This window comes from Pseudomonas sp. PLMAX (assembly GCF_046042685.1).
In the GTDB taxonomy this organism is placed as follows: Bacteria; Pseudomonadota; Gammaproteobacteria; order Pseudomonadales; family Pseudomonadaceae; genus Aquipseudomonas; species Aquipseudomonas putida_AE.
Genome location: NZ_CP064949.1, coordinates 4,469,049 through 4,490,403, shown reverse-complemented (window position 1 = coordinate 4,490,403; position 21,355 = coordinate 4,469,049). Strand labels below are relative to the sequence as shown.

General features: G+C 62.4%; 15 protein-coding genes. 4 read left to right on the top strand and 11 right to left on the bottom strand.

The genetic code is table 11. From position 1 onward, the window contains the following. Nucleotides 1–47 precede the first annotated feature (47 nt). On the top strand, nucleotides 48–869 hold the full coding sequence (locus DKB71_RS20365) for a helix-turn-helix transcriptional regulator (RefSeq protein WP_323609448.1): 822 nt from the start codon (nucleotides 48–50) through the stop codon (nucleotides 867–869). A 440-nt stretch (nucleotides 870–1,309) separates the two neighbouring features. On the opposite strand, the gene DKB71_RS20360 is transcribed toward DKB71_RS20365, so the two are convergent. The 6 genes from DKB71_RS20360 to purU are packed head-to-tail and all read right to left on the bottom strand — an operon-like array spanning nucleotide 1,310 to nucleotide 8,081. After that, the gene (locus DKB71_RS20360; RefSeq protein ID WP_408596992.1) at nucleotides 1,310–1,888 is read right to left on the bottom strand and encodes a sarcosine oxidase; all 579 of its coding nucleotides are present in this window, start codon (nucleotides 1,886–1,888) and stop codon (nucleotides 1,310–1,312) included. Between the two features lie 3 nt (nucleotides 1,889–1,891). Then, nucleotides 1,892–4,789: a 2Fe-2S iron-sulfur cluster-binding protein gene (locus DKB71_RS20355; protein WP_408596990.1), complete on the bottom strand. Its 2,898-nt coding sequence runs from the start codon at nucleotides 4,787–4,789 to the stop codon at nucleotides 1,892–1,894. Next, nucleotides 4,786–5,085 (bottom strand): sarcosine oxidase subunit delta, encoded by a 300-nt coding sequence (locus DKB71_RS20350; protein WP_408596988.1) that lies wholly within the window; start codon nucleotides 5,083–5,085, stop codon nucleotides 4,786–4,788. Before DKB71_RS20350 ends, DKB71_RS20355 begins: the two co-directional genes overlap by 4 nt. Before the next feature lie 13 nt (nucleotides 5,086–5,098). Continuing rightward, complete coding sequence (locus DKB71_RS20345) at nucleotides 5,099–6,340, bottom strand: FAD-dependent oxidoreductase (RefSeq protein WP_166620558.1); 1,242 nt, start codon at nucleotides 6,338–6,340, stop codon at nucleotides 5,099–5,101. Continuing rightward, nucleotides 6,322–7,218, bottom strand: coding sequence for a bifunctional methylenetetrahydrofolate dehydrogenase/methenyltetrahydrofolate cyclohydrolase FolD (folD, locus tag DKB71_RS20340; protein WP_406592250.1), 897 nt, complete (start codon nucleotides 7,216–7,218; stop codon nucleotides 6,322–6,324). The genes DKB71_RS20345 and folD overlap by 19 nt, the downstream gene beginning before the upstream one ends. After that, entirely contained in the window at nucleotides 7,215–8,081 is an 867-nt protein-coding gene (gene purU, locus DKB71_RS20335) for a formyltetrahydrofolate deformylase (protein WP_274077539.1), read from the bottom strand. Before purU ends, folD begins: the two co-directional genes overlap by 4 nt. Nucleotides 8,082–8,728: 647 nt before the next feature. Here purU and DKB71_RS20330 point away from each other — a divergent pair. The 3 genes from DKB71_RS20330 to DKB71_RS20320 are packed head-to-tail and all read left to right on the top strand — an operon-like array spanning nucleotide 8,729 to nucleotide 11,969. After that, nucleotides 8,729–10,018: an NAD(P)/FAD-dependent oxidoreductase gene (locus DKB71_RS20330; protein WP_408596985.1), complete on the top strand. Its 1,290-nt coding sequence runs from the start codon at nucleotides 8,729–8,731 to the stop codon at nucleotides 10,016–10,018. A 25-nt stretch (nucleotides 10,019–10,043) separates the two neighbouring features. Further along, nucleotides 10,044–10,598: a helix-turn-helix domain-containing protein gene (locus DKB71_RS20325; protein ID WP_166620560.1), complete on the top strand. Its 555-nt coding sequence runs from the start codon at nucleotides 10,044–10,046 to the stop codon at nucleotides 10,596–10,598. Nucleotides 10,599–10,622: 24 nt separating this feature from the next. Beyond that, nucleotides 10,623–11,969 (top strand): glutamine synthetase family protein, encoded by a 1,347-nt coding sequence (locus DKB71_RS20320; protein ID WP_323608965.1) that lies wholly within the window; start codon nucleotides 10,623–10,625, stop codon nucleotides 11,967–11,969. A gap of 214 nt (nucleotides 11,970–12,183) precedes the next feature. Here the strand turns inward: DKB71_RS20320 and tssA are convergent, their stop codons facing one another. From tssA to DKB71_RS20295, 5 genes are all read right to left on the bottom strand, one after another. After that, the gene (gene tssA, locus DKB71_RS20315; RefSeq protein WP_408596982.1) at nucleotides 12,184–13,272 is read right to left on the bottom strand and encodes a type VI secretion system protein TssA; all 1,089 of its coding nucleotides are present in this window, start codon (nucleotides 13,270–13,272) and stop codon (nucleotides 12,184–12,186) included. Nucleotides 13,273–13,367: 95 nt separating this feature from the next. Continuing rightward, complete coding sequence (locus DKB71_RS20310) at nucleotides 13,368–13,886, bottom strand: type VI secretion system tube protein Hcp (protein WP_007978712.1); 519 nt, start codon at nucleotides 13,884–13,886, stop codon at nucleotides 13,368–13,370. Nucleotides 13,887–14,038: 152 nt separating this feature from the next. Further along, entirely contained in the window at nucleotides 14,039–16,513 is a 2,475-nt protein-coding gene (gene tssM, locus DKB71_RS20305; RefSeq protein ID WP_408596979.1) for a type VI secretion system membrane subunit TssM, read from the bottom strand. Beyond that, nucleotides 16,510–17,436, bottom strand: a complete 927-nt coding sequence (tagF, locus tag DKB71_RS20300; RefSeq protein ID WP_274077534.1) for a type VI secretion system-associated protein TagF — start codon at nucleotides 17,434–17,436, stop codon at nucleotides 16,510–16,512. The genes tssM and tagF overlap by 4 nt, the downstream gene beginning before the upstream one ends. A 31-nt stretch (nucleotides 17,437–17,467) precedes the next feature. After that, nucleotides 17,468–21,337 (bottom strand): type VI secretion protein IcmF/TssM N-terminal domain-containing protein, encoded by a 3,870-nt coding sequence (locus DKB71_RS20295; RefSeq protein WP_408596977.1) that lies wholly within the window; start codon nucleotides 21,335–21,337, stop codon nucleotides 17,468–17,470. Between the last annotated feature and the right edge of the window lie 18 nt (nucleotides 21,338–21,355).

Sequence of the window (21,355 nt, the reverse complement as noted above, 5' to 3'; positions counted from 1 at the left end):
AAGCGCTGGCCATTTCAGGGTTCAGCGCTATCCTAGGGGGCGTCCGATTGCCTGTCTCGCGCAATTCGGGAATCGACTATCGCAAAAAGGGCATCATGATTAAGTCGCTGGATGAATTCCTCAGGGAGATCGACGGCCGCGCCTGCGCCGTGAGCAGCAGCGCCACCGACTACCCGGAGAACTGGGTGATCGAAGCGCACTCCCATCAGGCCCACCAACTGATCTACGCCATCGAAGGCGTGATGGTGGTGCACTCGGGATTGAGCCAGTGGACGGTGCCGCCCAGCCGCGGGATCTGGATGCCGAGCCGGCATATTCATTCGATTCGCTGCGTCGGCCCGTTGAAAATGCGCAGCCTGTTCGTGCGTCCCGAGGCGGCTGCGGATATGCCAGCGGAACCCCGAGCGGTGAGTATTTCGGCGTTGCTCAGTGAGTTGATCAAGGTCTCGGTGGAGATCAGCGGACCCTACGAGGCGGACTCGCGCGAGGGCCGGGTCATGCGCCTGATCCTCGATGAACTGCGGATCCTGCCGACCTTGCCTCTGCACCTGCCTCAGCCCACGGACCCACGGCTCAAGGTGGTGTGCTCGGCGTTGCAGCGCGATCCCGGCGATGGCTCGACCCTGGCGCACTGGAGCGCACACCTGGACCTCGATGAGAAAACCATCCAGCGCCTGTTCCGCAAGGAAACCGGGATGACCTTCGGCCAATGGCGTCAGCAGGCGCGCCTGCTCCTGGCCTTGGAGCGCATTGCTGTCGGCGAGAAGATCATCGACATTGCCGGGGAGCTGGGCTACGACAGCCCCAGTGCGTTCACCAGCATGTTCAAGAAACAGTTCGGCAAGACCCCGAGTCATTTCTTCCGGTAGCCGCGCTCCCGCAGCAACACCCGATCCACTGTAGGAGCTGGCATGTCGGATCGCCGCATCGCAGCGAAGGCGGTGTGTCAGTCACCAGAGCTGTTGGATGTGCCGGCCTCTTCGCTGGCATGCCAGCTCCTACAGGTGTCCGCATCGCACACGAAAGCTGTGTATGGCCACAAATCTCTTGTAGCGGTGTGTCAGTCACCCGTGATGCTGGATGTGCCGGCCTCTTCGCTGGCAAGCCAGCTCCTACAGGTTCCACAGCGCACACGAAAGCTGCGTATGGCCCCAATCACACTGTAGGAGCTGGCTTGCCAGCGATGGAGGTCAACGCTGACGCGTGAAGCCTGACACCCCGCGGTGCTCTCAGGTTTTTCGCGAGCAGGCTCGCTTCCACAGGGGCCCGCCGCCCAGCCGGCCTGATCGTGAGCGTATGTATTAATCTTTTATGCCATGCCCGAAAACTCCTGCATCGCATCCAGCAATGCCTCCTGAAAGTAAGCCTTCGATGCCCGGTCACAGAGGATATATAACCTCGGCTGTTGCGCAGCCGTGGCGTTGATCACAATCACGTTAATGCGCGCAGCCGATGTCTGCGCCACGGCACCGGGCCCGAACACCTGCGCGCTCAGATCCACGCCGCAAAGTTTGGCCATGACCTCGGACAAATACTCGCCACTGAGCTGGAACCATGCATGGCTGTCCTGGCGCGGCAGCAGGTAGTTGGCTTGATGGTCCAACTCCCACCTGGCTTCTTCGTCGGCAATGCGTTCACCCAGGTCCTGGGCGCTGCCCAGCAGCAGGTATTCGGTCTGGGACAGACGCACCACCCAGCTGCCATCAACCTGGTTGACAGCACGGTTGGGCGCTTCCGGCAGCACGAAGTCCCGACTCTGCAAATAGTGCGCGCTGCCGGCGCCGCGAAAGCCGACCCGGGGCAGGTCGGTAAAGTCGGTCAGCGCACAGCTGGACAGGAGGGCGAGGGCCGGCTGACCGGCGCTGTGTTGTTGTGTCAGGCTGGTCATGGCTCAAAGCTCCTGGCGCAGGTTGGCGGGATCGAAAAAGGGTAGCGACACGACTTCGGCCTGCACCACGCGGCCACCTTCGACGCGGATCGGGATGCGTTGCCCGGGTGTGCTCTGGTCGATGCCGGCGTAGGCCAGGCCGATGATCTTGCCCAGGCTCGCCGAGTACTCGCAGGACGTGACGTTGCCGCTGATGTCCGGGCCGTTGAGCACCAGGTGACCTTCCATTGGTTGCGCGCTGTCCCTGGGCAAGGTGAAACCCACCAGTTTGCGGGTTTGCGGCTGGGCTTCAAGGATGTCCACCGAGCGCCGTCCGACGAAGAACGGCTTGTTGCGACTGACGGCCCAGCCCATGTCGATTTCCCCCGGATGAGTCATGCCATCGGTGTCCTGGCTGATGATCACGTGGCCTTTTTCCAGGCGCAGCAAACGCTGGGTCTCCACGCCGAAAGGGCGGATGTCATGGGCCTTGCCGGCCTCCATCAGTGCGTCCCACAGCTTGAGCCCATGGCGCGCCGGTACGTGAATTTCATAACCCAGTTCGCCGACAAAACCGACGCGCAACAACCGGGCCTTGATGCCGGCCACGGTGCCCTGGCGCACGCCGAGGTAGGGGAACGCCGCAGCGCTCAGGTTGAGGTCTGTGCAAACTTTTTCCAGCACTTTGCGCGAGTCGGGGCCGGCGACATTGACCGCGCAGATCGCAGCCGTGACGTTGGCGACATCCACGTCCAGGCGCCATTGCGCGTTCCACTTGAGCATCTGCTGGTAGATGCGATCCACACCGCTGGTGGTGGCGGTGACGTAGAAGTGGTTTTCGGCGAACCGCGCGCAGACGCCGTCGTCGATCACCACCCCGTGTTCATTGGTCATCAGCGCGTAACGGGATCGACCGATCGGCTGCTTGAGGAAGGCAAAGGTGTACATGCGGTTGAGCAGCTCGGCGGCGTCCGGGCCGCGCACATCCAGGCCGCCCAGGGTCGAGACGTCGATGATGCCGACCTTGTTGCGCACATGCAGGGCTTCGGCCTGCATGCAGGCCTCGCGGTCCTTGGCATGGCCGTAGTAGGCCGGGCGCTGCCAGATGCCTGCCGGCATCATCTTCGCCCCGGCTTGCAGGTGCCGGGCATGCATCGGAGTTTGCCGATACGGATCGAAGGCGCGACCGGCGACGTGGGCCAGTTTTTCCGCGACAAAGGGTGGGCGCGCGGTAGTCACCCCGGTTTCGCTGATGTTGCGCTGGGTCGCCCAGGCGACCAGGCGCGCGGTCGGCAGCGCCGAGTGACGGCCTTGCGAGGGGCCCATGCCCACGGTGGAATAACGCTTGACCAGTTGCACGTCGCGATAGCCGATGCGCGTGGCATTGACGATGTCCGCCACTTGCAGGTCCTCGTCAAAATCGACGAAGTCCTTGCCCTTGGGGTGCGGGAAGATCGGCCAGTTGAAGTTGACCCGCACCTCGCTGCTCAAGAGCGTCCGATGCACACCGACCGCAATGCCCAGCGCAGCGACGGCGTCGGCACCGGCATTGACGCCGTCGGCGATCACGTTGTCGAGGCGGTGACGGCCATTGACCGAGCCTGCGACCGCGAGGTTTTGCGGTAGCCCGCTGAGGGTGAATTCGGCGCGCTGATCGTCGTAGGCCAGCTTGCCATCGGCCTGGCACAGCAGTTGATAAACCGGCATGTAGCCGGCGGACATGCACAGCAAGTCGCAGGCCAGGCGTTGCCCGCTCTCGGCGACCTGGCCCTGGGCGGTGATCTGGCGCACGTCGACGCCGTTGACATGGCGCAGGCCTTTTTCGTGCAGGGCTTCATACACGGTGCTGTTGCGCAGGCAGGGGATCTTGCGTTGCGCCAGCGCGCCAAGTAGGGCTTCATCGCTCGGGCCATGGCGCAGGTCGACCACTGCGGCGACTTCCACGCCCTGATCGAACAAATCCAGGGCGGCGAGGTAACCGTCATCGTTGCCCGTCAGCACCACGGCGCGCTTGCCCGGCTTGACCGCGTAGAGCTTCATCAGGCGCTGTGCGGCGCTGGTCAGCATCACCCCGGGCAAGTCGTTGTTGCGAAACACCACCGGCTGGTCGAACGCACCGCTGCACACCAGGCACTGGCGGGCGCGCACCTTGTACATCCGTTTACCCTGGATCACCGGCAGATAGTTGTCGGTGAACCAGGCGTTGCAGGTCGCCTCGGTGAGGATGCGGATATTCGCATGCTGCTGCACCGCCGTCAGCAGTTCGCGGCGCAAGGCGTCGGCGCGTGTACCCGCGATGTCGAAGCGCGCATAGGTCAGCGACCCACCGAGGACCGGCTGTTGCTCGATGAGCAGCACCTTGGCCCCGGCATTGGCCGCGGTCAGTGCGGCGTGCAGCCCGGCGGGACCGGCGCCGATCACCGCAACGTCCGTGAACAGATAGGCCTTGTCGTAGTATTCGGGCTGGAACTTCAGGTCCAGTACGCCCAGGCCGGCCTTCTTGCGAATGATCGGCTCCCAGACTTTCCACATGCCCTTGGGCTTGTAGAACGAGCGATAGTAGAAGCCCACCGGCATGAATTTCGAGAACTTGCCCAGGTACGCATCGCGGTCGTTGTCCAGCGAGCCGTTGACGTTCTGCGCCGTCACCTGCAAACCGGCCTCCAGCGCGTGTGCATCGGCCAGGACGTTGGGTTCCTGGGGCAGTTGCACCAGGCTGTTGGCGTCCTGCCCGGCCATGGTCAGCGGGCCACGCGGGCGATGGTATTTGAACGAACGGGAAATCAGGAAGCGGCCGTTGGCGAGCAGGGCGCTGGCGATGCTGTCGCCTTGCAGGCCTTGGTAGGGTTGGCCATCGAAGCTGAAATCGAGCGGCTGGTCACGGTCGATCAGCAGGCCCATCGGGGCGGGTAGGCGGTTCATCCGGCGATCTCCTGGGCGGCGTTGAAGTCGACGCGGGTGGTGAAAAGTTCCTTGGGGTCGAAAGTGCGCAGGATTTCGTCGGTCACGGTGTGACGTTCCGCGAGAAACCAGTAGCTCGATGGCGTGTGCATCCACCATTCGCGCACCACACCGGCGAGGTTGTCGGTGTTGAACACGTAGTCGGCCCACTCGGCATCGCTGCAGGTCACTGGATCCGGCATGGGTTTGAATTCACCGCCATAGGTGAACTCGCTGATATTGCGTGGCCCGTTGAGCGGGCAATTGATGATTTTCATGGTCCGCTCTCCCTCAGTGACTGGCCGCCGTGGCGCCCATTTCGTTGACTTGCCGGAAGGTCGAGAAGCGCTCCAGGCCGAAGGGCTTGATCAGCTCCGGGACCTTGCCGCCGCTGGCCACCAGTTCGGCCATGGTCTTGCCGCAGATGGGCGTGGCCTTGAAACCCCACGTGCCCCAACCGGCGTCCAGGTAGTAATTTTTCACCGGCGACAGGCCCATGATCGGGCTGTAGTCCGGGGTCATGTCGGTGATCCCGGCCCACTGGCGCATCAGCTTGGCGTTGGCCAGGAACGGGAACATCTCGATGGCGTGGGCCAGCAGGCTTTCCTTGAGGTCCAGCGTCGAACGGGTATTGAACAGCGGGTAGGGATCGGAGCCACCGCCGAACACCACTTCGCCGCGGCTGGTCTGTTGCACGTAGCAATGCAGGGCCGAGGAGCTCACCAGCGGATCGAGGAAGGGCTTGAACGGCTGGGTGACCATGGCTTGCAGCGGAAAGGTCTGGATCGGCGAACGAATCCCGGCCTTGGCCATCAGCAAGGAGCTGTGCCCGGCAATCGCCTGCACCGCGCAGCCGCACTTGATGGTGCCGCGGTTGGTCTTCACGGCGGTGATCGCACCGTTCTCGATGATCAGGTCCTGCACTTCGGTGAGCTGGTGGATTTCCACACCACGCTTGGCTGCCTGCTTGGCGTAGCCCCAGGCCACGGCGTCGTGGCGCGCGGTGGCGCCGTCGATGTGCCAGAGGCCGGCGATCACCGGAAGGTGGCCGGGGTCGAGGTTGAGGCTGGGCACCAGTTCGCGGATCTGCTGGCGGTCGATCATTTCAGTGCGCCCGCCGAAGTGCTTGTTGACCTCGGCGCGTTGGCGGAACGAACGCACGGTGGCATCGGTGTGGGCCAGGGTCAACTGGCCGCGCTCGGAGTACATGATGTTGAAATCGAATTCGTTGGAAAGGCCCTGGAACATCCGCACCGACTCGGCATAGAAACGCACGCCTTCGCTGGTGAGGTAGTTGGAGCGGATCACCGCCGTGTTCCGCGCGGTATTGCCACCGCCCAGATAGGACTTTTCCAGCACTGCGATGTTGTTGATGCCGTGGTACCTGGACAGGTAATAAGCGGTGGCCAGGCCATGGCCGCCGGCGCCGATGATCACCACGTCATAGCTTGATTTCAGTTCCTTTGGTGGCGGCAAATCCACGTCCACCGGGTATTCCGAACTCAACCCGTACTTCAAGAGATTGAAGGGCATACGGCCTCCGATTGGCTGTGGTGTTGCATAAGGGCCGCGGTCACGGTGTTTTTCATCAGGAAGGCAATGGTCATCGGCCCGACACCCCCGGGTACCGGGGTGATGGCCGCGACCTGGAGCAGGGCACTGTCGAAGTCGACATCGCCGACCAGGCGGCTGCGACCGGCGTCGTCGATGCGATTGATGCCGACGTCGATCACCACCGCGCCAGGCTTGAGCCAACTGGCGTCGATCAGGCGCGGGCGCCCCACCGCGGCGATGACGATGTCAGCCTGGCGGCACAGGGCTTGCGGGTCCGGGCTGCGCGAGTGGAGCACGGTCACCGAGCAGTCGGCCTTGAGCAACAGCGCGACCATGGGCTTGCCGACGATGTTCGAACGGCCGATTACCACCGCGTGCTTGCCGCGCAGATCGCCGCAGGTCTGTTCCAGCAGGTACAGGCAGCCGCTGGGCGTGCAGGGCGCAAGCACCGGACGGCCCTGGCTGAGGCCACCGACGTTTTCGCTGTGGAAACCGTCGACGTCCTTGCCTGGATCGATGGCTTGCAGTGCCCGCAGTTCATCGACATGGGCAGGCAAAGGCAGTTGCAGGAGAATGCCGTGGATCCCGTGATCCGCATTCAGGCGGGCGATCAGGTCGAGCAGTTGTTCGGTACTGGTGTCGGCGGGCAGGCGATGTTCCAGGGAGCGAATGCCGACCTCTTCGGCGCGCAGGATCTTATTGCGCACATAGACCTGGCTGGCCGGGTCGCTACCGACCAGGATTACCGCCAGGGCTGGCTGGATGTCTCTCGCGCGCAGACCGTCGACGTCCTTGCGGACCTCGATCAACACCCGGGCGGCGGCGGCTTTGCCGTCAATCAGTCGAGGGCTGTTCACCGGAAGATCACCGTTCGGTCCTGGTTGAGGAAAACCCGGTGTTCCAGGTGGTACTTGACCGCCTTGGACAGGGCCACGGTCTCGGTGTCACGGCCGGTGGCCACCAGGTCGTCCGGCAAATAGACGTGATCTACCCGCTGCACCTCCTGCTCGATGATCGGCCCCTCATCGAGATCGCTGGTGACGTAGTGGGCGGTGGCGCCGATCAACTTCACGCCGCGCTGGTACGCCTGGTGATACGGCTTGGCACCCTTGAAGCCGGGCAGGAACGAATGGTGAATGTTGATCGCCCGACCGGAGAGTTGCTTGCACAGGTCGTCGGAGAGAATTTGCATGTAGCGCGCCAGCACCACCAGTTCGGTGCCGGTGTCGTCGACCACCTTCATCAGCTCGGCTTCCTGGCGGGCCTTGGTGTCCTTGGTGACCGGCAGGTAGATGAACCGAATGCCCTCGCGCTCAGCCATGGGCCGCAGGTCGAGGTGGTTGGAGACGATGGCGGTGATGGTCATGTCCATCTCGCCCTTGTGGTAACGGTAGAGCAGGTCGGTCAGGCAATGGTCGAACTTGCTCACCATCAGCAGCACGCGCATGGGCTCGCGGGTGTCGTGCAGTTCCCAGTCCATGTCGAAGGCCTGGGCGACGTCGCTGAAACCGTCCTTTATCTGCTGGATATCCCCGGCGTGGCCATCGTTGAAACGGAACACCGCGCGCATGAAAAAGCGGCCACTGAAATCGTCGTCGAATTGCGCCATCTCCCCGATGTAGCAACCGTTGTCCGCGAGGTAAGTGGTGACGGCCGCGACAATGCCGGACACCGCGGGACAGGTGATCTTGATGATGAAATGGTTTTTCTCGTGTTGCATGACACGTCCTCGGGATGATGGCGGCAGCTCATCGCATAGCGAAAAAATGTCAGAGGACAGCGAGGCTCATTCCTTGAGCGCATTTTCTTGGTGGGAATAAAATATTCCTGTTGGTGGCTTTATAGGGGAAAGGGCGGGGGTGCGTCCAGAGGTTTTTGTGAAAGTTTTTTAACTGGTGGGAAATTTATTGGCTGGGCAAGGTGTTGTTGAAATGCCTGTAGGTGCTAGTTTGCAGGAGCCGGCTTGCTGGCGATGGCGACCAGCCGACTGATCTCATGCAGATGTACTCTAATCAAACTGTGGGAGCTGGCCTGCCGGCGATGGCGGCCTGACAGCCCATCTGGATTTTATTGACTGTTCACAGATCCATTCCTGCGGTAACGGCCAACTATGGTTTCACCCTTACCTGTAGGAGCAAGCTTGCTCGCGATGGAGGTCAACGATGACGCGGGGTATCAGGCTCCCCGCGTCATCGTTGACGACCATCGCTGGCAAGCCAGCTCCTACAGTGGATCGGGGGCGGCCGTGGGAGAGGGGGCATCTGTCAGGCCGCCAAGTCAGCCCCTAAGGATACCAACCTTGCACGCATGAAATTAAACCTGTATTTTTTCATGAAATTAGAACTATAAAATTTCATGGAGCCGGTAATGTTTCAGCAATCCACCCAGCATGTCGCCAGCTACTACGCCCACTCCTGCGCTGATCGCCTGGTCAATCGAACGGCATTGGAAGGCGAGCAAAACACCGATGTGCTGATCATCGGCGCCGGCTTCAGCGGCTTGCACACGGCACTTCGTCTGGCCCAGGCCGGCAAACGCGTGACCTTGCTGGAAGCCAGCCGCGTCGCCTGGGCAGCATCGGGACGTAACGGCGGCCAGGCCATTCTCGGTTGGTCCTGTGACATGCCACCGCTGGAAGCCGCGTTGGGTCACGAACGCGCACGGCGGCTGTGGGACGGCATGCGCTGGGCAGCAAAAGAGTTGCGCCAATTACCCGTACGCCATGGCTTCGATTGCGACTACCGCCCCGGCCACCTATGGACTTCCGTGATGCCACGCCGGGTCAGCCTGCTGACCGAATGGCAACACGAAGCCAGCCATAAATGGGGACATGACGGTTTGCGCTTCATCGAGCGCGCCCAGTTGCCCGAGTGGGTGGCCAGCGAGCGCTATCAGGCCGGCTTGTACGACCCCGAAGGCGGGCACCTCAACCCCTTGAAGCTGGCGCTGGGGCTGGCCGCCGCGATCGAGAAGGCCGGCGGCGTGATTCATGAACAAAGCAAGGCGTTGAATTATCGCGAGGACGAAAACGGCTACGTGGTCACCACCGACCGCGGTCGCATCCGCGCCGATGTCCTGGTATTGGCCTGCAATGCCTACCTGGACCGACTCGACCCGCAGCTGGCGAGTTGCGTATTGCCGGTGGGCACCTATCAAGTGGCCACGGCGCCGATGTCCGAGGCCCAGGCCACCGCGCTGCTACCGGGCAATGTCTGCGTCACCGACAACCAGTTCGTGCTCGATTATTTCCGCCGCACGCCGGACAACCGGCTGCTGTTCGGCGGCGGCTGCACCTATCTGGGGGGCATGCCCAAGGACATTGCCCGTGCCACCCGGCCGTGCCTGGAAAGGGTGTTTCCACAATTGAAGGGCATTGAACTGGAGTTCGCCTGGGGCGGGCACATTGACCTGACGCTCAAGCGCACGCCCGACATCGGTCGACGCGGCGACCTCTACTGGTTGCAGGGCTACTCCGGGCACGGCGTGCTGCCGACCCTTGCCGGAGCCCGGGCGGTTTCCGACGCCATTCTCGGCCAGCCGGATGAGTTGGCGTTGTACCAGGGTTTGACCAATGGCAGCTTTCCCGGCGGAAAATACATGGCAGCACCCTTGGAAGCCATCGGCAAAGCCTGGTACCGGCTGCGCGACAGCATTTGAATCGGCCACTTCTGGAAGCCTTTAGATGGACATGCAAGAAGAGATTTCGGCGCTGGCGATCCTGATCCAGGACCTGCGCAAGCACAAGAAGTACACCTTGAAGGACCTGGCCGACAAGATCGGCCGCTCCGTGGGGTTTCTCTCCCAGGTCGAGCGCGGCTTGTCCCGCCCGACGGTGGCGGACTTGACCGCCATCAGCGAGACGCTCGGCGTGCCGACCACCTATTTCTACAGCCTGCCCAAACCCATGGCGCTGCCCTGGGTGACCCGGCCGGATGAGCGCCGCACCCTGTACTACGCCGACGGCATCACCGACATCCTGGTCTCGCCAAAAATGCGCGCGTCCTTTTCCATGCTCGAAAGCCAGCTGGAACCCGGTGCCAGCAGCGGCGATCGGCACATGAAGGACAGCTCGGAGCAGGGCGGCTATGTCCTCGAAGGGGAGCTGACGCTGTGGCTGGATGACAACGACCCGGTGACCCTACGCACCGGCGACAGCTTTCAACTGGCCAGCCATGCCCACTGCCGCTACGGCAACCTCTCGGCCCAATTGACCCGCGTGCTCTGGGTCTACACCTGATAAAAACAATCAAGGAACAAAACGATGGATGCTGTGTGCTCTGATCTGCTGGCCGAAGTGCGTGGGTTTCGTCAGCGCTACCCCGAGGTGCGCTACGTCGACCTGATTTCCCTGGACATTCCCGGGCATTTCTACGGCAAGCGCTACCCGATCGAAATGCTCGAAAAAGTCGCCGCCGGCAGTGCCCTCAAGTTGCCGCAGAACTGCGTGCTGCTCGGCACCCAGGGCGGGCTGTTCAAGATCGGCGACTACTGCTTCAACGACGGCGATCCGGATGCGCTGCGGCGCCTGGTGCCGGGCACGCTCAAGTTGGTGAGCTGGGAGAAGCAACCCTTGGGGCAAATGTTGATCACCTCCGACGGCACGGAAAAACCGATCGTCTTCGAGCCGCGCGAAGTGTTGGCGCAGGTACTTCAGCGACTCGCTCGCAAAGGCATTTTTCCGGTGGTGGCGTTCGAGCTGGAGTTCTATCTGTTCGACAGCCAGTTGCGCGATGGCTTGCCGCAGTTTGCCCGCGACCCGCTGACCGGCGATGCCGATGACCAGCCGAACATGCACATCGAACGCCTATCGCGCTTTGCCCCGGTGCTCGATGAAATGGTCGAGACCGCGCGCGCCCAAGGCATTGATGCCACGGTGATCACCGCCGAATTGGGCCCCGGTCAGTTCGAAATCAATTTCGGTCATCTCGACGATGGCCTGCGCGCCGCCGACTGGGCCGCCTTGTTCTGCCGCAGCACGCGCGGCGTGGCCCTCAAGCACGACTACCGCGCCAGTTTCATGGCCAAACCTTACCTGCAGCACCCCGGCAGCGGCATGCATGTGCACGTGAGCCTGTACGACGAGGCGGGCACCAACCTGCTGGCGGCGAACGGGCAACAAGCGTTGCGCCATGCGGTAGCCGGTTGCCTGGATGTGTTGCCGCACTGCATGCCGATCTTCGCGCCGAACCACAACGCAATGCGACGCTTGAGCGCCACGGTGAACGTCGCTTCGCGCGCCAGTTGGGGTTTCGAGGATCGGGACGCGTGCCTGCGGGTGCCGGAGTCGGACGCGAGAAACCTGCGGGTCGAACATCGCCTCGCCGGCGCCGACGCCAACCCGTACCTGGTGCTCGCCGCGATCCTGGTGGGAATGGAACAAGGCCTCGAACAAGCTCGCGAACCGATCGCCCCGCTCAACGAAGATCGCAACAGTGGGATCGACTTCCCGCTGGAAATGCTCGAAGCGGTGCAGTCCATGCAAAGCCATCAAAAATTGCGTGAAGGTTTGGGCGCGGAATTCGTCCATGTGTATTGCGAGAACAAGCGCCAGGACCACCTGGCATTCCTGAATGACATCAGTGCCCGCGAGTACCGCTGGTTCCTGTAGTTAAGGTTGTTTCGAGGTTAACCGTAAAAAATATCAGGATATATAACGGCTTAGAGAGTTTAGTAACTGACCGGTTAACGAAAATATCTTGTTACAGGGCGAAACATTGCGTAATATGCGCCCCGCGTTCACCACCACGGTTTATGCATTTTTAAGTCCCGGGCGTCCATCAGCTGCCCGGGATTTTTTTTGCCTGCAGTTTTCCGGCCTGTCATCAAGACTTCGTCCCCAGCACATCGCGGATGTTGTCCACCACATTGCTGTCCTTGATCACATCGCTCAGCCAGCCCTCCAGCGGCATGTTGCCCCATTTGATCGCGCGTTCGATCAGGTAGGGGACAGGGCTCTGGGGCTCGGTCTGCTTGAAGTACTGCGCGATACCCGCCAGCAGGGTGAATGCCTCGTCGCGGGTTTGCGGTGTGGTGCGCAGCGGCGTGACGGGAATGTCTTGCTGGGGCTGGGTCATTGCTGCACCTTCAGGTTGTGCGCCAGCGCTTTCGCCGACGACCGCGGTGGGCGCGACAGGGGCCGGGTGTAGATCGATACCGCGATCTTTGAGCAGTTTCTCGGCCAGTTGGCCGGCGCGGGACAACACGTCATGGAGCCCGGCAAAACTCGGCGCATCCTGGCCGAACAGCCTGTCGGCGGTGCTCTGCAGTTGCTCGCAGGCATTGAGGCTGGCGGCGATTTCAGCGGCTTTGTGGCGCAGGTGATCGGAGTCGGTCAGCACCACCGAACGCTGGAACACCTCGGCGTTGATCTTGCCTTCGTCGAGGGCCGCACGCATGGCCTGGGGGTTCTGCAACGCGAGGTTTTCGACGTGCCGGGATTCGTCATAGCGCAGCAGGCCGTACGCTTGGCCCTGGGTGATGGGCAGCCCACCCACCACATCCGCCAGGGTGGTTTTCATCCACGCCAGGCGGGCCGCGCGTTCATCGACCCCATCCTCGAGGGAAGGGAAGAGGCCGGTCCAGAAATTGTCCAGCAGGCGTTCGGCCAGGGTCAGGCCAAAGGTGATGCCGGTGAAATGGTGCTTGTGCGCCAGGGCTTCGCTGAGCCAGGCGACGAGCATCAGGTCCTTGCTCTGTCGAGCCAGGCCCTGGGCAGCCAGGGTGAGGGTCAGGTCCCAGTCCGAAGACTTCAGGTCCGTTTGCCAATCACCCTGGGTCAGATAATCGGGGTCTGCTCGCCGCGCTTCTTTCACCTGATCGAACAGGGTGGAAAAGCTCAGGTCTTCGCCGCTCCCGCCGTTGATGGGCGCTGTCAGTTCGGCCAGCGAAAGGTCGTTGAGAAATTCAGACATAGGCAACTCGGATCGGAATGAAAGAACACCGTGCCCGCTTTCGCGGGCGCAGTGCTGAAACCGGACCGCTCTCGCGGTCCGTTATTGCCCAGGGTTTACGCGAAAACCTTGTTGGCAGTGCGATCCCAACCACCGGTGACGTTACCGCCGCCCTGGCCGTCGGCACGGCTCTGCTGGGTGTAGGTGGTCTTGATGCGAGCGAAGTTGAAGCTGATTTCTTCGATCGGCAGGTCGCCCACCGCTTTGTCTTCGCCGTTCTGGCTGCCGCCAGCGACCGCTTTCACGGACGACACCACGACTTCTTCCAGGTTGATGGTCAGGTAGGTCACCTTGTCGCCACCGGCGCGGTTGACGTTCAACTGGATCTTGGCGATGTGCGTGCCTTTGCAGCAGGCTTCGAACAGCTTGGCGGAAGCCTTGTCCACGGCTTTGCGGATGCTGAAGTCGCTCAATGCCACACGCTCCGACGAAGCACCGCCCGAAGAGCTGGCAGTCGCGGAGGTCGCCTGGGTGGCGCCGTACTCGTAGCCCAGCACCTCGATCCAATCCTTGTGCTTGTCGTCCAGTACTTCGCCTGGAATGCCGTCGATCTGGATGTATGCGTCAAATGCCATTTTTACTTTCTCCTTACCTTCATTAAAAAGGATGTCACCTGCAAACAGATCACAGCCCTTCGCTTTAACCTCTTTGAATCGATCAACAGAGGCTTGTTGCGCCAACCCGGTTTCGACCCGGGCAGCGGTATTTCTTCATTGAGTGCGGCGCTTCAGTTGAGCGCCCGCACCTCGATTTCTACCCGTCGGTTAGGCTCCAGGCAGCGGATCAGCTGGGCCCTTGGCTGTTGCATGTCGCACTTGACCAGGGGCCGGGTGCTGCCTTCGCCGACGGCCTCGACCAGTTCGCCCGGTACGCCTTTGCCCACCAGATAGGTCTTGATGGTTTGTGCCCGCTGCCGGGAAACCTGCAGGTTGCCCTGGGGATCGCCGAGTTGATCGGCGTGCCCGGCGATGATGATTTTCCCGACGTTGGGGGTGCTCAGAAGCTTGCCGGCGATCGCACTGAGCTGGCCTTGACCTTCATTCTTCAGGCTCTGGAAGTCGGCTCGGCCAAAGGCGAACAAGGTGTCCGACTCCAGCGTGATGGTTTCGATCGAGCGCAACGACTGGGTCAGCAGGCTGTTGATGTAGTTGCGCGAGCTGGAGACCAGGAACGCGTTGTCGAGGATTCGCGGCACGTCGGGCTCGTGAATCTGGTCGCTGTAGAAGTTGATCTGGCGGCTGGCGAACTCATAGTCCGCGGCGGCGACACCGGCGTTGCCGACCTGGCGGGCAATCGCCGGGTACCAGTAGTCCGGGATCTTCGCTTTCAGGAATGCCGGGTCGGCCTTTTCACGCTGGGCACGCGAGAGCATCACGTAGGTGTCAAGTGTCGCCTTGCCGAACTGCGCAATGGACTGCGCCCGGTTGTCATTGGGCAGCGCCTTGGGTTCGACGCTGTCCACGCCGGTCACCGGCAGCAACTCCTTGGCATTGCGCTGATAGACCTTGAGGGTGGTCAGCAAGTACAACGAGCGGGTCAGGTTGTCGGCCGTGGGCTTGAGCATCACGCTTTCCAGCCGGTCGAAGTAGCGGCTGCGCACCAGTGGTTCTACCTTGTGGCCTTGATAAAGCCCCAGGCGCATACGCAGTGGCACACCTTCGTCGTGGTGCTGGGCGTAGTAATGCGCGGTCCAGAAACGCAGGCGATCGAGGGTTTGCCAGGCGGTGTATTGCCCGGTGGCGGAGCGGTCATCGGCGGCCGCCCGGGTCAGTTCTGCCGAGAGGCTGTGCAAGGTGTTCCGGTTGTTCACATACGACCAGCCCAACAGGCTGCACAGCAGCACCGCGACCATTGCGGCAGCGCCGATCCAGGTCGCTTTGCGCCGACGTTCGCGGTGGTTGGTGGTGTACAGCGCCACCAGGTGCTGGTCGGGAATGATGACTTTGCGGAACAGGCTGTTGATGAACAGCGGGCGCGGTTGCGCGTTGCCGTTGGCGAACTCCCGCTCACCTTCCAGCGAGAAACGTTCGGTCACCTGCCGCGCGTGCCCGCCCGATTCCGGCTGGTCGGCATCGAGGGCACTGGTGAAATAGAAACCGCGCAGCAGTTCCGCATTCTGATAAGGGTTGGCGCGCAACAGGGCGTCGACGAACAATTGCAGCCGTGGTTTGAGGGCCGCCAGTTCCAGCGGGAAGCGATACACCGCCGAATCCTGCCGGGTGATCTGGATATCCTGCGTGACCAGCTGCTGGCTCGCCACCTGTTGCCAATAGCTGACCAGTTCGTCCATCGCCGCGCCGAAGCGCTGCCCCCAGTCGGCCTGCTCGTAACCTTTGTGGGAGAAGGTCTTGCCCATCACTTCGCCGCGGGCGGTCTCGTCCAGTTGGCGATAGAAGGGGGTGAAACCCGGCACCAGGTCGCACTTGGTGAACACCAGGTAGACCGGCAGGCGCACTTCCAGCAGGGCATGGGTTTCCTGGATGCGTTCGCGCAGGCGCTTGGCGATGCGCTCCTGATCTTCCAGCGAGGTCTGCAGGATGTCGTGGATGCTGACGGTGACGATCAGGCCGTTGAGTGGCCGGCGCTGACGGTGCTGGCGCAGCAGCTGCAGGAACGCGCGCCATTTGCCGGCCTCTTCCTGGTTGTTCATGTAGCGCCCGGCGGTGTCCAGCAGGACGGCCTCGGAGCTGAAGAACCAGTCGCAATTGCGCGTGCCACCCAGGCCTGCGACTCGCACACCTTCACGCTCGGCGTAAGGGAAATTGAGGCCCGACTGGTAGAGCATGGTGCTCTTGCCTGCCGCCGGCTGGCCGACCACCAGGTACCAGGGCAGGGCATACAGCGCATCCTTTGGATTGCTGCCCCTTGGCTTGTTGCTGTGCAAGCGCTCGATGCTCTGCAACAACCGCTCGCGCAACAGGCTGACTTCCTCGCGATCCGCCGGGCTCGCGTTCAACACGGCCTGGTCGGCATCCTCGCGCAGCAGCCCTTCGAGGTTGTGATGCCGGGACACGCCCCGATAGAGAAGCAGCACATAACCGGCGGACAGCAGCAGGAACACGCCGATGCCGGTCAGCAGGCTGTTGAGTGAACTGAAGTCGAACGCACGCCCGATGCCCCACACCACGAAGATCGTGAGGAAAAAGCACACCCCCAGGATGTAGGGTTGATAGCGCAAGAAGTAATACTTGATCTTGTTCATACGGGCTTCGAATCCAGGGCATCGACAAAACGGTCGATAACGTCACCCAACGGGCGGTCGATTTCGGCAAAGGTGTGTTGGCGGTGGTGCTCGTCAAAGGCATCGAAAGACGCCAGCACGTCATAGCTCTGCGAGCGCTCACCGATACCGGTCAGCAGGCGATAGGCATCGCAGGTACTGCGTGAGGCAAAACAGATCAGCCGGGGGCGCATGAAATCGTCCGCCAACAGGCTGATTTGCGGCACGGCGCGCTCCGGGGTCATGTGCGTCAGCCAGGTGACCCACAGATCGGCGGTGGGGTTTTTCAAGCCCCTTTCCGCCGGCAAGGGCAGCGCGATGCCGATCGGCGTTGCCTGGTCGAGGTGCTTTTTCAGGGCCAGCAGCCGGGTCAGCACGGCGTTGGTGACGAACTCCGGGTAGGCGCCTTCGAGCGCGGTACTGATATCGCGCAGGTTGAAATTCACCAGGAATTTGTCATGCACGCGTCGGAACAATTCGAAGTCCTGGCCTTGCAGCGGGCGCAGGGCCTTGATGCGCTCGAACAGCGCCGAAGTGCTTTCGCCCTGGACGGCCATGTGCAGCAGCGGCCTGATCTGCCCGCAGAACAATTCGCCCAGGGTGAACGGATTGACCAGCGGCTCGGCTTCGCTGGCCTTGAGGGTCTGGAAAATGAAAAACGGATAGCGTCGCCCACTCGAATCCCGGGAGCTGATCAGCCCGCCCAGCAACCAGTTGCCGCTGCGTGCGCGGTAGCTGAAAAAGCACAGCGGCAAGGCGTCGAACAGCTCGCGCCAGTCTTCGCGATGCTGCAGGGCGGCCAGTGCGCCTTGCAGCCAGCCGTCGAACTCGCAGACGTCGTCGCCCGCACCTTGCAGGCTGACGAAGTCCGGGCTCGCGGGGACCTTGCCGAAGCAGCCGATCATTGGCCGCTTCCCGGGTTCAGGTTCTGGCGGCTCACAGCGGGCGAGCCTCTGCGCCATTGAGCGCGCTCAGCGCCTTGACGTTGGCCAGGTCGGTCAGCTTGACGCCGCCGTAGTTGCGCACGGCGAGGCTGACCGGGCCACTGCCGGTGTTCCAGCTGAAGCGTTGCTGGATACCGTCCAGGTCGCTGACCCGGGCGCTGTCGTTCATGCGCAGCAGGCCCCAACGGCCCGGGTAGTCGAACACCGTGATGCGCTCGCCGCTCAGGGTCACCACATCCAGGCGTGCGCCCGGCGTGTTAGTGGTGCCCGGCCACGAGAAACGGCTCCAACTGGTCCTGCCGTTTCGGTAGTGCTGCTCCTGGCCGTCGAGGGTGAAGATGATGTCGGTCAGGTTGGCGGAAGGTTCGAGCATGATCTCGAAGCCGTTCTCGCGGTCCGACAGGCTGGCGATCACCTGGCCCAACGAACTGGCCTTGTCGATGCTGTTGACCATGTTCGGGTTGACCAGCGGCGCTGCCTTGCTGTTGCTGCTCATCCCCAGGCCTTCGCCACCGGACAGATTGCCGATCTCGTTGCGCTTGAAGTTCGGCAGCAGCCCGGATTCCGGGTCGACGAAACGCTGCAGATCCTTGACCGAGGCTTCATTGCGGCTACCTGGCGCGATCGGATAACGGTGCGCCATGACCTGCTCCCAGGGCTTGGCGATCTGCTGCGCCCAGGCTTTGGCAATCTGTTGGCCGGCCGGGTCGCGCAGGGTTTCCCAGGCAAACTGGATCGGCAGGCTGAACAGGCCCTGCAGCGAATCGGACAGGCTGCCCTGGCTGGTGTCGACGGTGGTCTCGACGTAGTTGCGCACGCTGGTCACTTCGCTCGGCTGGCCTTCGAGGGTTTCACTGATCAGCTGCTTGCTGCTCTTGCCAACGTCCTGGGAGCGCTGGATGTTGTTCATCCGCACCTTGAGTTTGCGCAGGGCCGCGAGGTAGCGGTCCATGATCGTGCTGTCGGCGCCCTCGGCGTTTTGCACGGCGAACACCCGCGATACCGGTTCGAAGCGCTTTGCCAGGCTGCCGTCGTCGACCGCCGGCAGAGGCGATACCAGCGCACCTGGTGCCGTGTTCTTGCCATCGAAGATCCCGCTGACGCTGCTCCAGAACCCGTCATCGGGCTTGCTGCCTGCTGGCAGGGTTTCGCGGGGGGCAGGGACGTCCCATTGGGTGTTGTCGTTGACCGCCACCAGGAGGGTTTTCACCGGCGAGTTCTGCACGTCGCTGAGCAGCGACAGTTGCTGGGTAGCATTGGCCATGTCGGTGAAGTGACGCACGCCAACGCTGTCGACAAAGCCGTACCAGGCCTGGGTGTAGTCGCGCTTGTAGCGCGTCATGAACTCGCGGATGAAGTTGGCTTTCTGCACGATGCTGTCGCCGCCTTCGCCATCGAGCACCCAGTCCGTTTCGTTTTGCAGGTTGCCCGACACCAGCTTGATCAGCTCTGGCTTGACGAACTGCTCCCAGCCCTGGCGGGTGAAAATCGCCGGGACCGCTTCGCTGCCATACAGCAGCTGACGGCCGGGCAGTGGCACCAGGTCGCTCAGGCCGATGGCCGGGAACTGACGGCTGGATTCCAGTTGCAGGCGCAGGTATTCGCGGTCCACCAGCGAGCTGGAAATCATGAAGGACTTCAGGCTGTTGCGGGTTTCGCTGATGAGCTGCTCGTTACGCGACAAGGCGGGTGCCTGGCCATTCTTGAGCAGCTGCACGTAGACCGGCGAGTTGTCCTCAATCACCTCAATGCTGACAGGATGGTCGGCACTGGCGGTATTGGCCCAGGCCACCGGCAATGCAGCGCCGACGAATTCCGGGTCCGGGTGGGTGCCCGGTTGCGTGAGCATCAGGTAGAGCTTCAGCGCGTTATAGGACTCGATGATGGAGGCGACTTGGCGCTCATCCAGACGGCCGAGCATTTCTTCGGACAACGACAGCCCGCCGGTGGTAGCCGACAGATCCGCGGCATCGCTCGCGGTGGCAGGGTTGCGCAGTGCCGTCAGCGCTTCGCCCCGTGCCTTGTTGGCGGCACCTTTGGCGGCACCGGTCAGGCGACTGGCGACATCAGCGCTACTGCGCGGCAGGTTGTTCAAGCGGGTCGGCAGTTTCTGGCCCGCGCGGGCTTTGGTTGAGTCGGCCTTGTTTGGCGCGGGCGCAAAGCTGTTTTGCGCATCCATGGTCCGGGCGAACTCATTGAAGGCACGCATCTGCAATTGCAGTTGCAAGGTGACGGGTTCCAGCGCCTGGGTGCGCAGTTGCTGCAAGTAAGCGGTCTGCGCAACGAGGTAGATGTCGTCACCACGATAGAGACCGGCGCTCAACTGCAGCGGCACGCCGTTGGCACGGTGCTTTTCGATGGCTGTGAGTTGCTCGCGCAGCAGCTCCAGGCCCTGGCCCGAGGCGAGCAACCCGGCGCGGTCCGGGGACTGTTGCAGTTCGGTCAGTTGCTCGCGCAATGCAGCCAGCCACTGACGGTTGTTCTGGAACGACAGGGCTTGCCAGCCAATGAACGCAACCCCGGCCAATACCGCCAGGCCCAGCAGGGCAGGGCTGGCGGAGTTGTTCTTGCCCAGGCGCGACTGATAGAGGGTCAGGTCGCGATCGGGGAAGATCACCCGACGGAACGTGTCAGTGATGAAGTAGCTGCGGTCGCTGATTTTCCTGCCGCTGCTTTGCTGCGGTTGCTCATGCTCCGCTTGCAGGGCGAACGACTCGGCCAGGTCGTCTTCATACACCTGGCTCAGTTGCTGGTCGGTCTGCAGGGCGCTGGTGAAATACAGCCCGCGCAGCAACAGTGGCGCACCGCCGCGACGGGTTTCGGCGAAGTGCTGGAGGAACTGCTCCAGCACCCCCGACAGCTCGGCGAAATAGTTCGGAAAGTTCAGCAGCGCACTGTCGGCATCGGCACCCAGGGCAATCATCTGGGCGTCGACGTGGCGACGTATATGACCGTGGAGGTTGGCCAGCTTCGCATCCAGCACCGGGCGCAGGCCCTGGTTGCGGATCTCGGACAAACCGAAGGTCATGCCCAGCGGTTGCTGCCGTTCGTTCAAATCCAGGCCTTCAAAGGCCTGGCTGAAGCCGGGCAGTTGATCGGTCTTGCTCAGCATCAGGTAGATCGGTGGATTGGCGTCCAGGCAATCGTTGTATTCCTCGATGCGCGACACCAGTTGTGCGGCGAGTTCGTTGCGCTCGGCCGTGGTGCACGCCAGCAGTTCAGGCAGGCTCACCACCAGCACCAGGCCGTTGACCGCGGCCTTGCTGCGCTGCTTTTTCAGCAGCCGCAGGAAGGCGGCGAACTCACTGGCCGACGGGTCGTCGCGCAGGTAACGGCCGGCCGTATCGATCATCACGGCCTCGGGGCTGAAATACCAATCGCAATGCTGGGTACCGCTTTCGGTGTCGTTGGCGCTGCTGGCAATGCTGGCGGACAGGCCCGAGCGGGTCAGCAACGAAGTCTTGCCCGCCGCGGACATGCCGATGACCAGGTACCACGGCAGATCGTAAAGCGCCGACGAGCCGCCGCCACCGGCCGAGCGGTCGGTGCGCAACATCGCGATGGCGTGCTTGAGGCGTTCGCGCAGCACGTGCTGGTCGCGGAACTCACCCGAGGATTTGAGCGAACGATCGACTTCGATCTGCACCAGGTTCTCAAGGTTGTGCTCGGCGCGGATGCGCTTGTACTGACGCAGCACAATGATCAGCAGGTAGAAGGCGCTGATCAGTGCCATCGCCTCCAGCGCATAACCGCGCAGCCAACTCACGTGCGGGGCCACGAACCAGCAAACCGCCAGGCTCGCCAGCCACAGGACGGGGACGAGGAACCAAAAACTTTTCAACGAACGCAATAATGTCTTCATGTCTTCCTGACTCGGTTA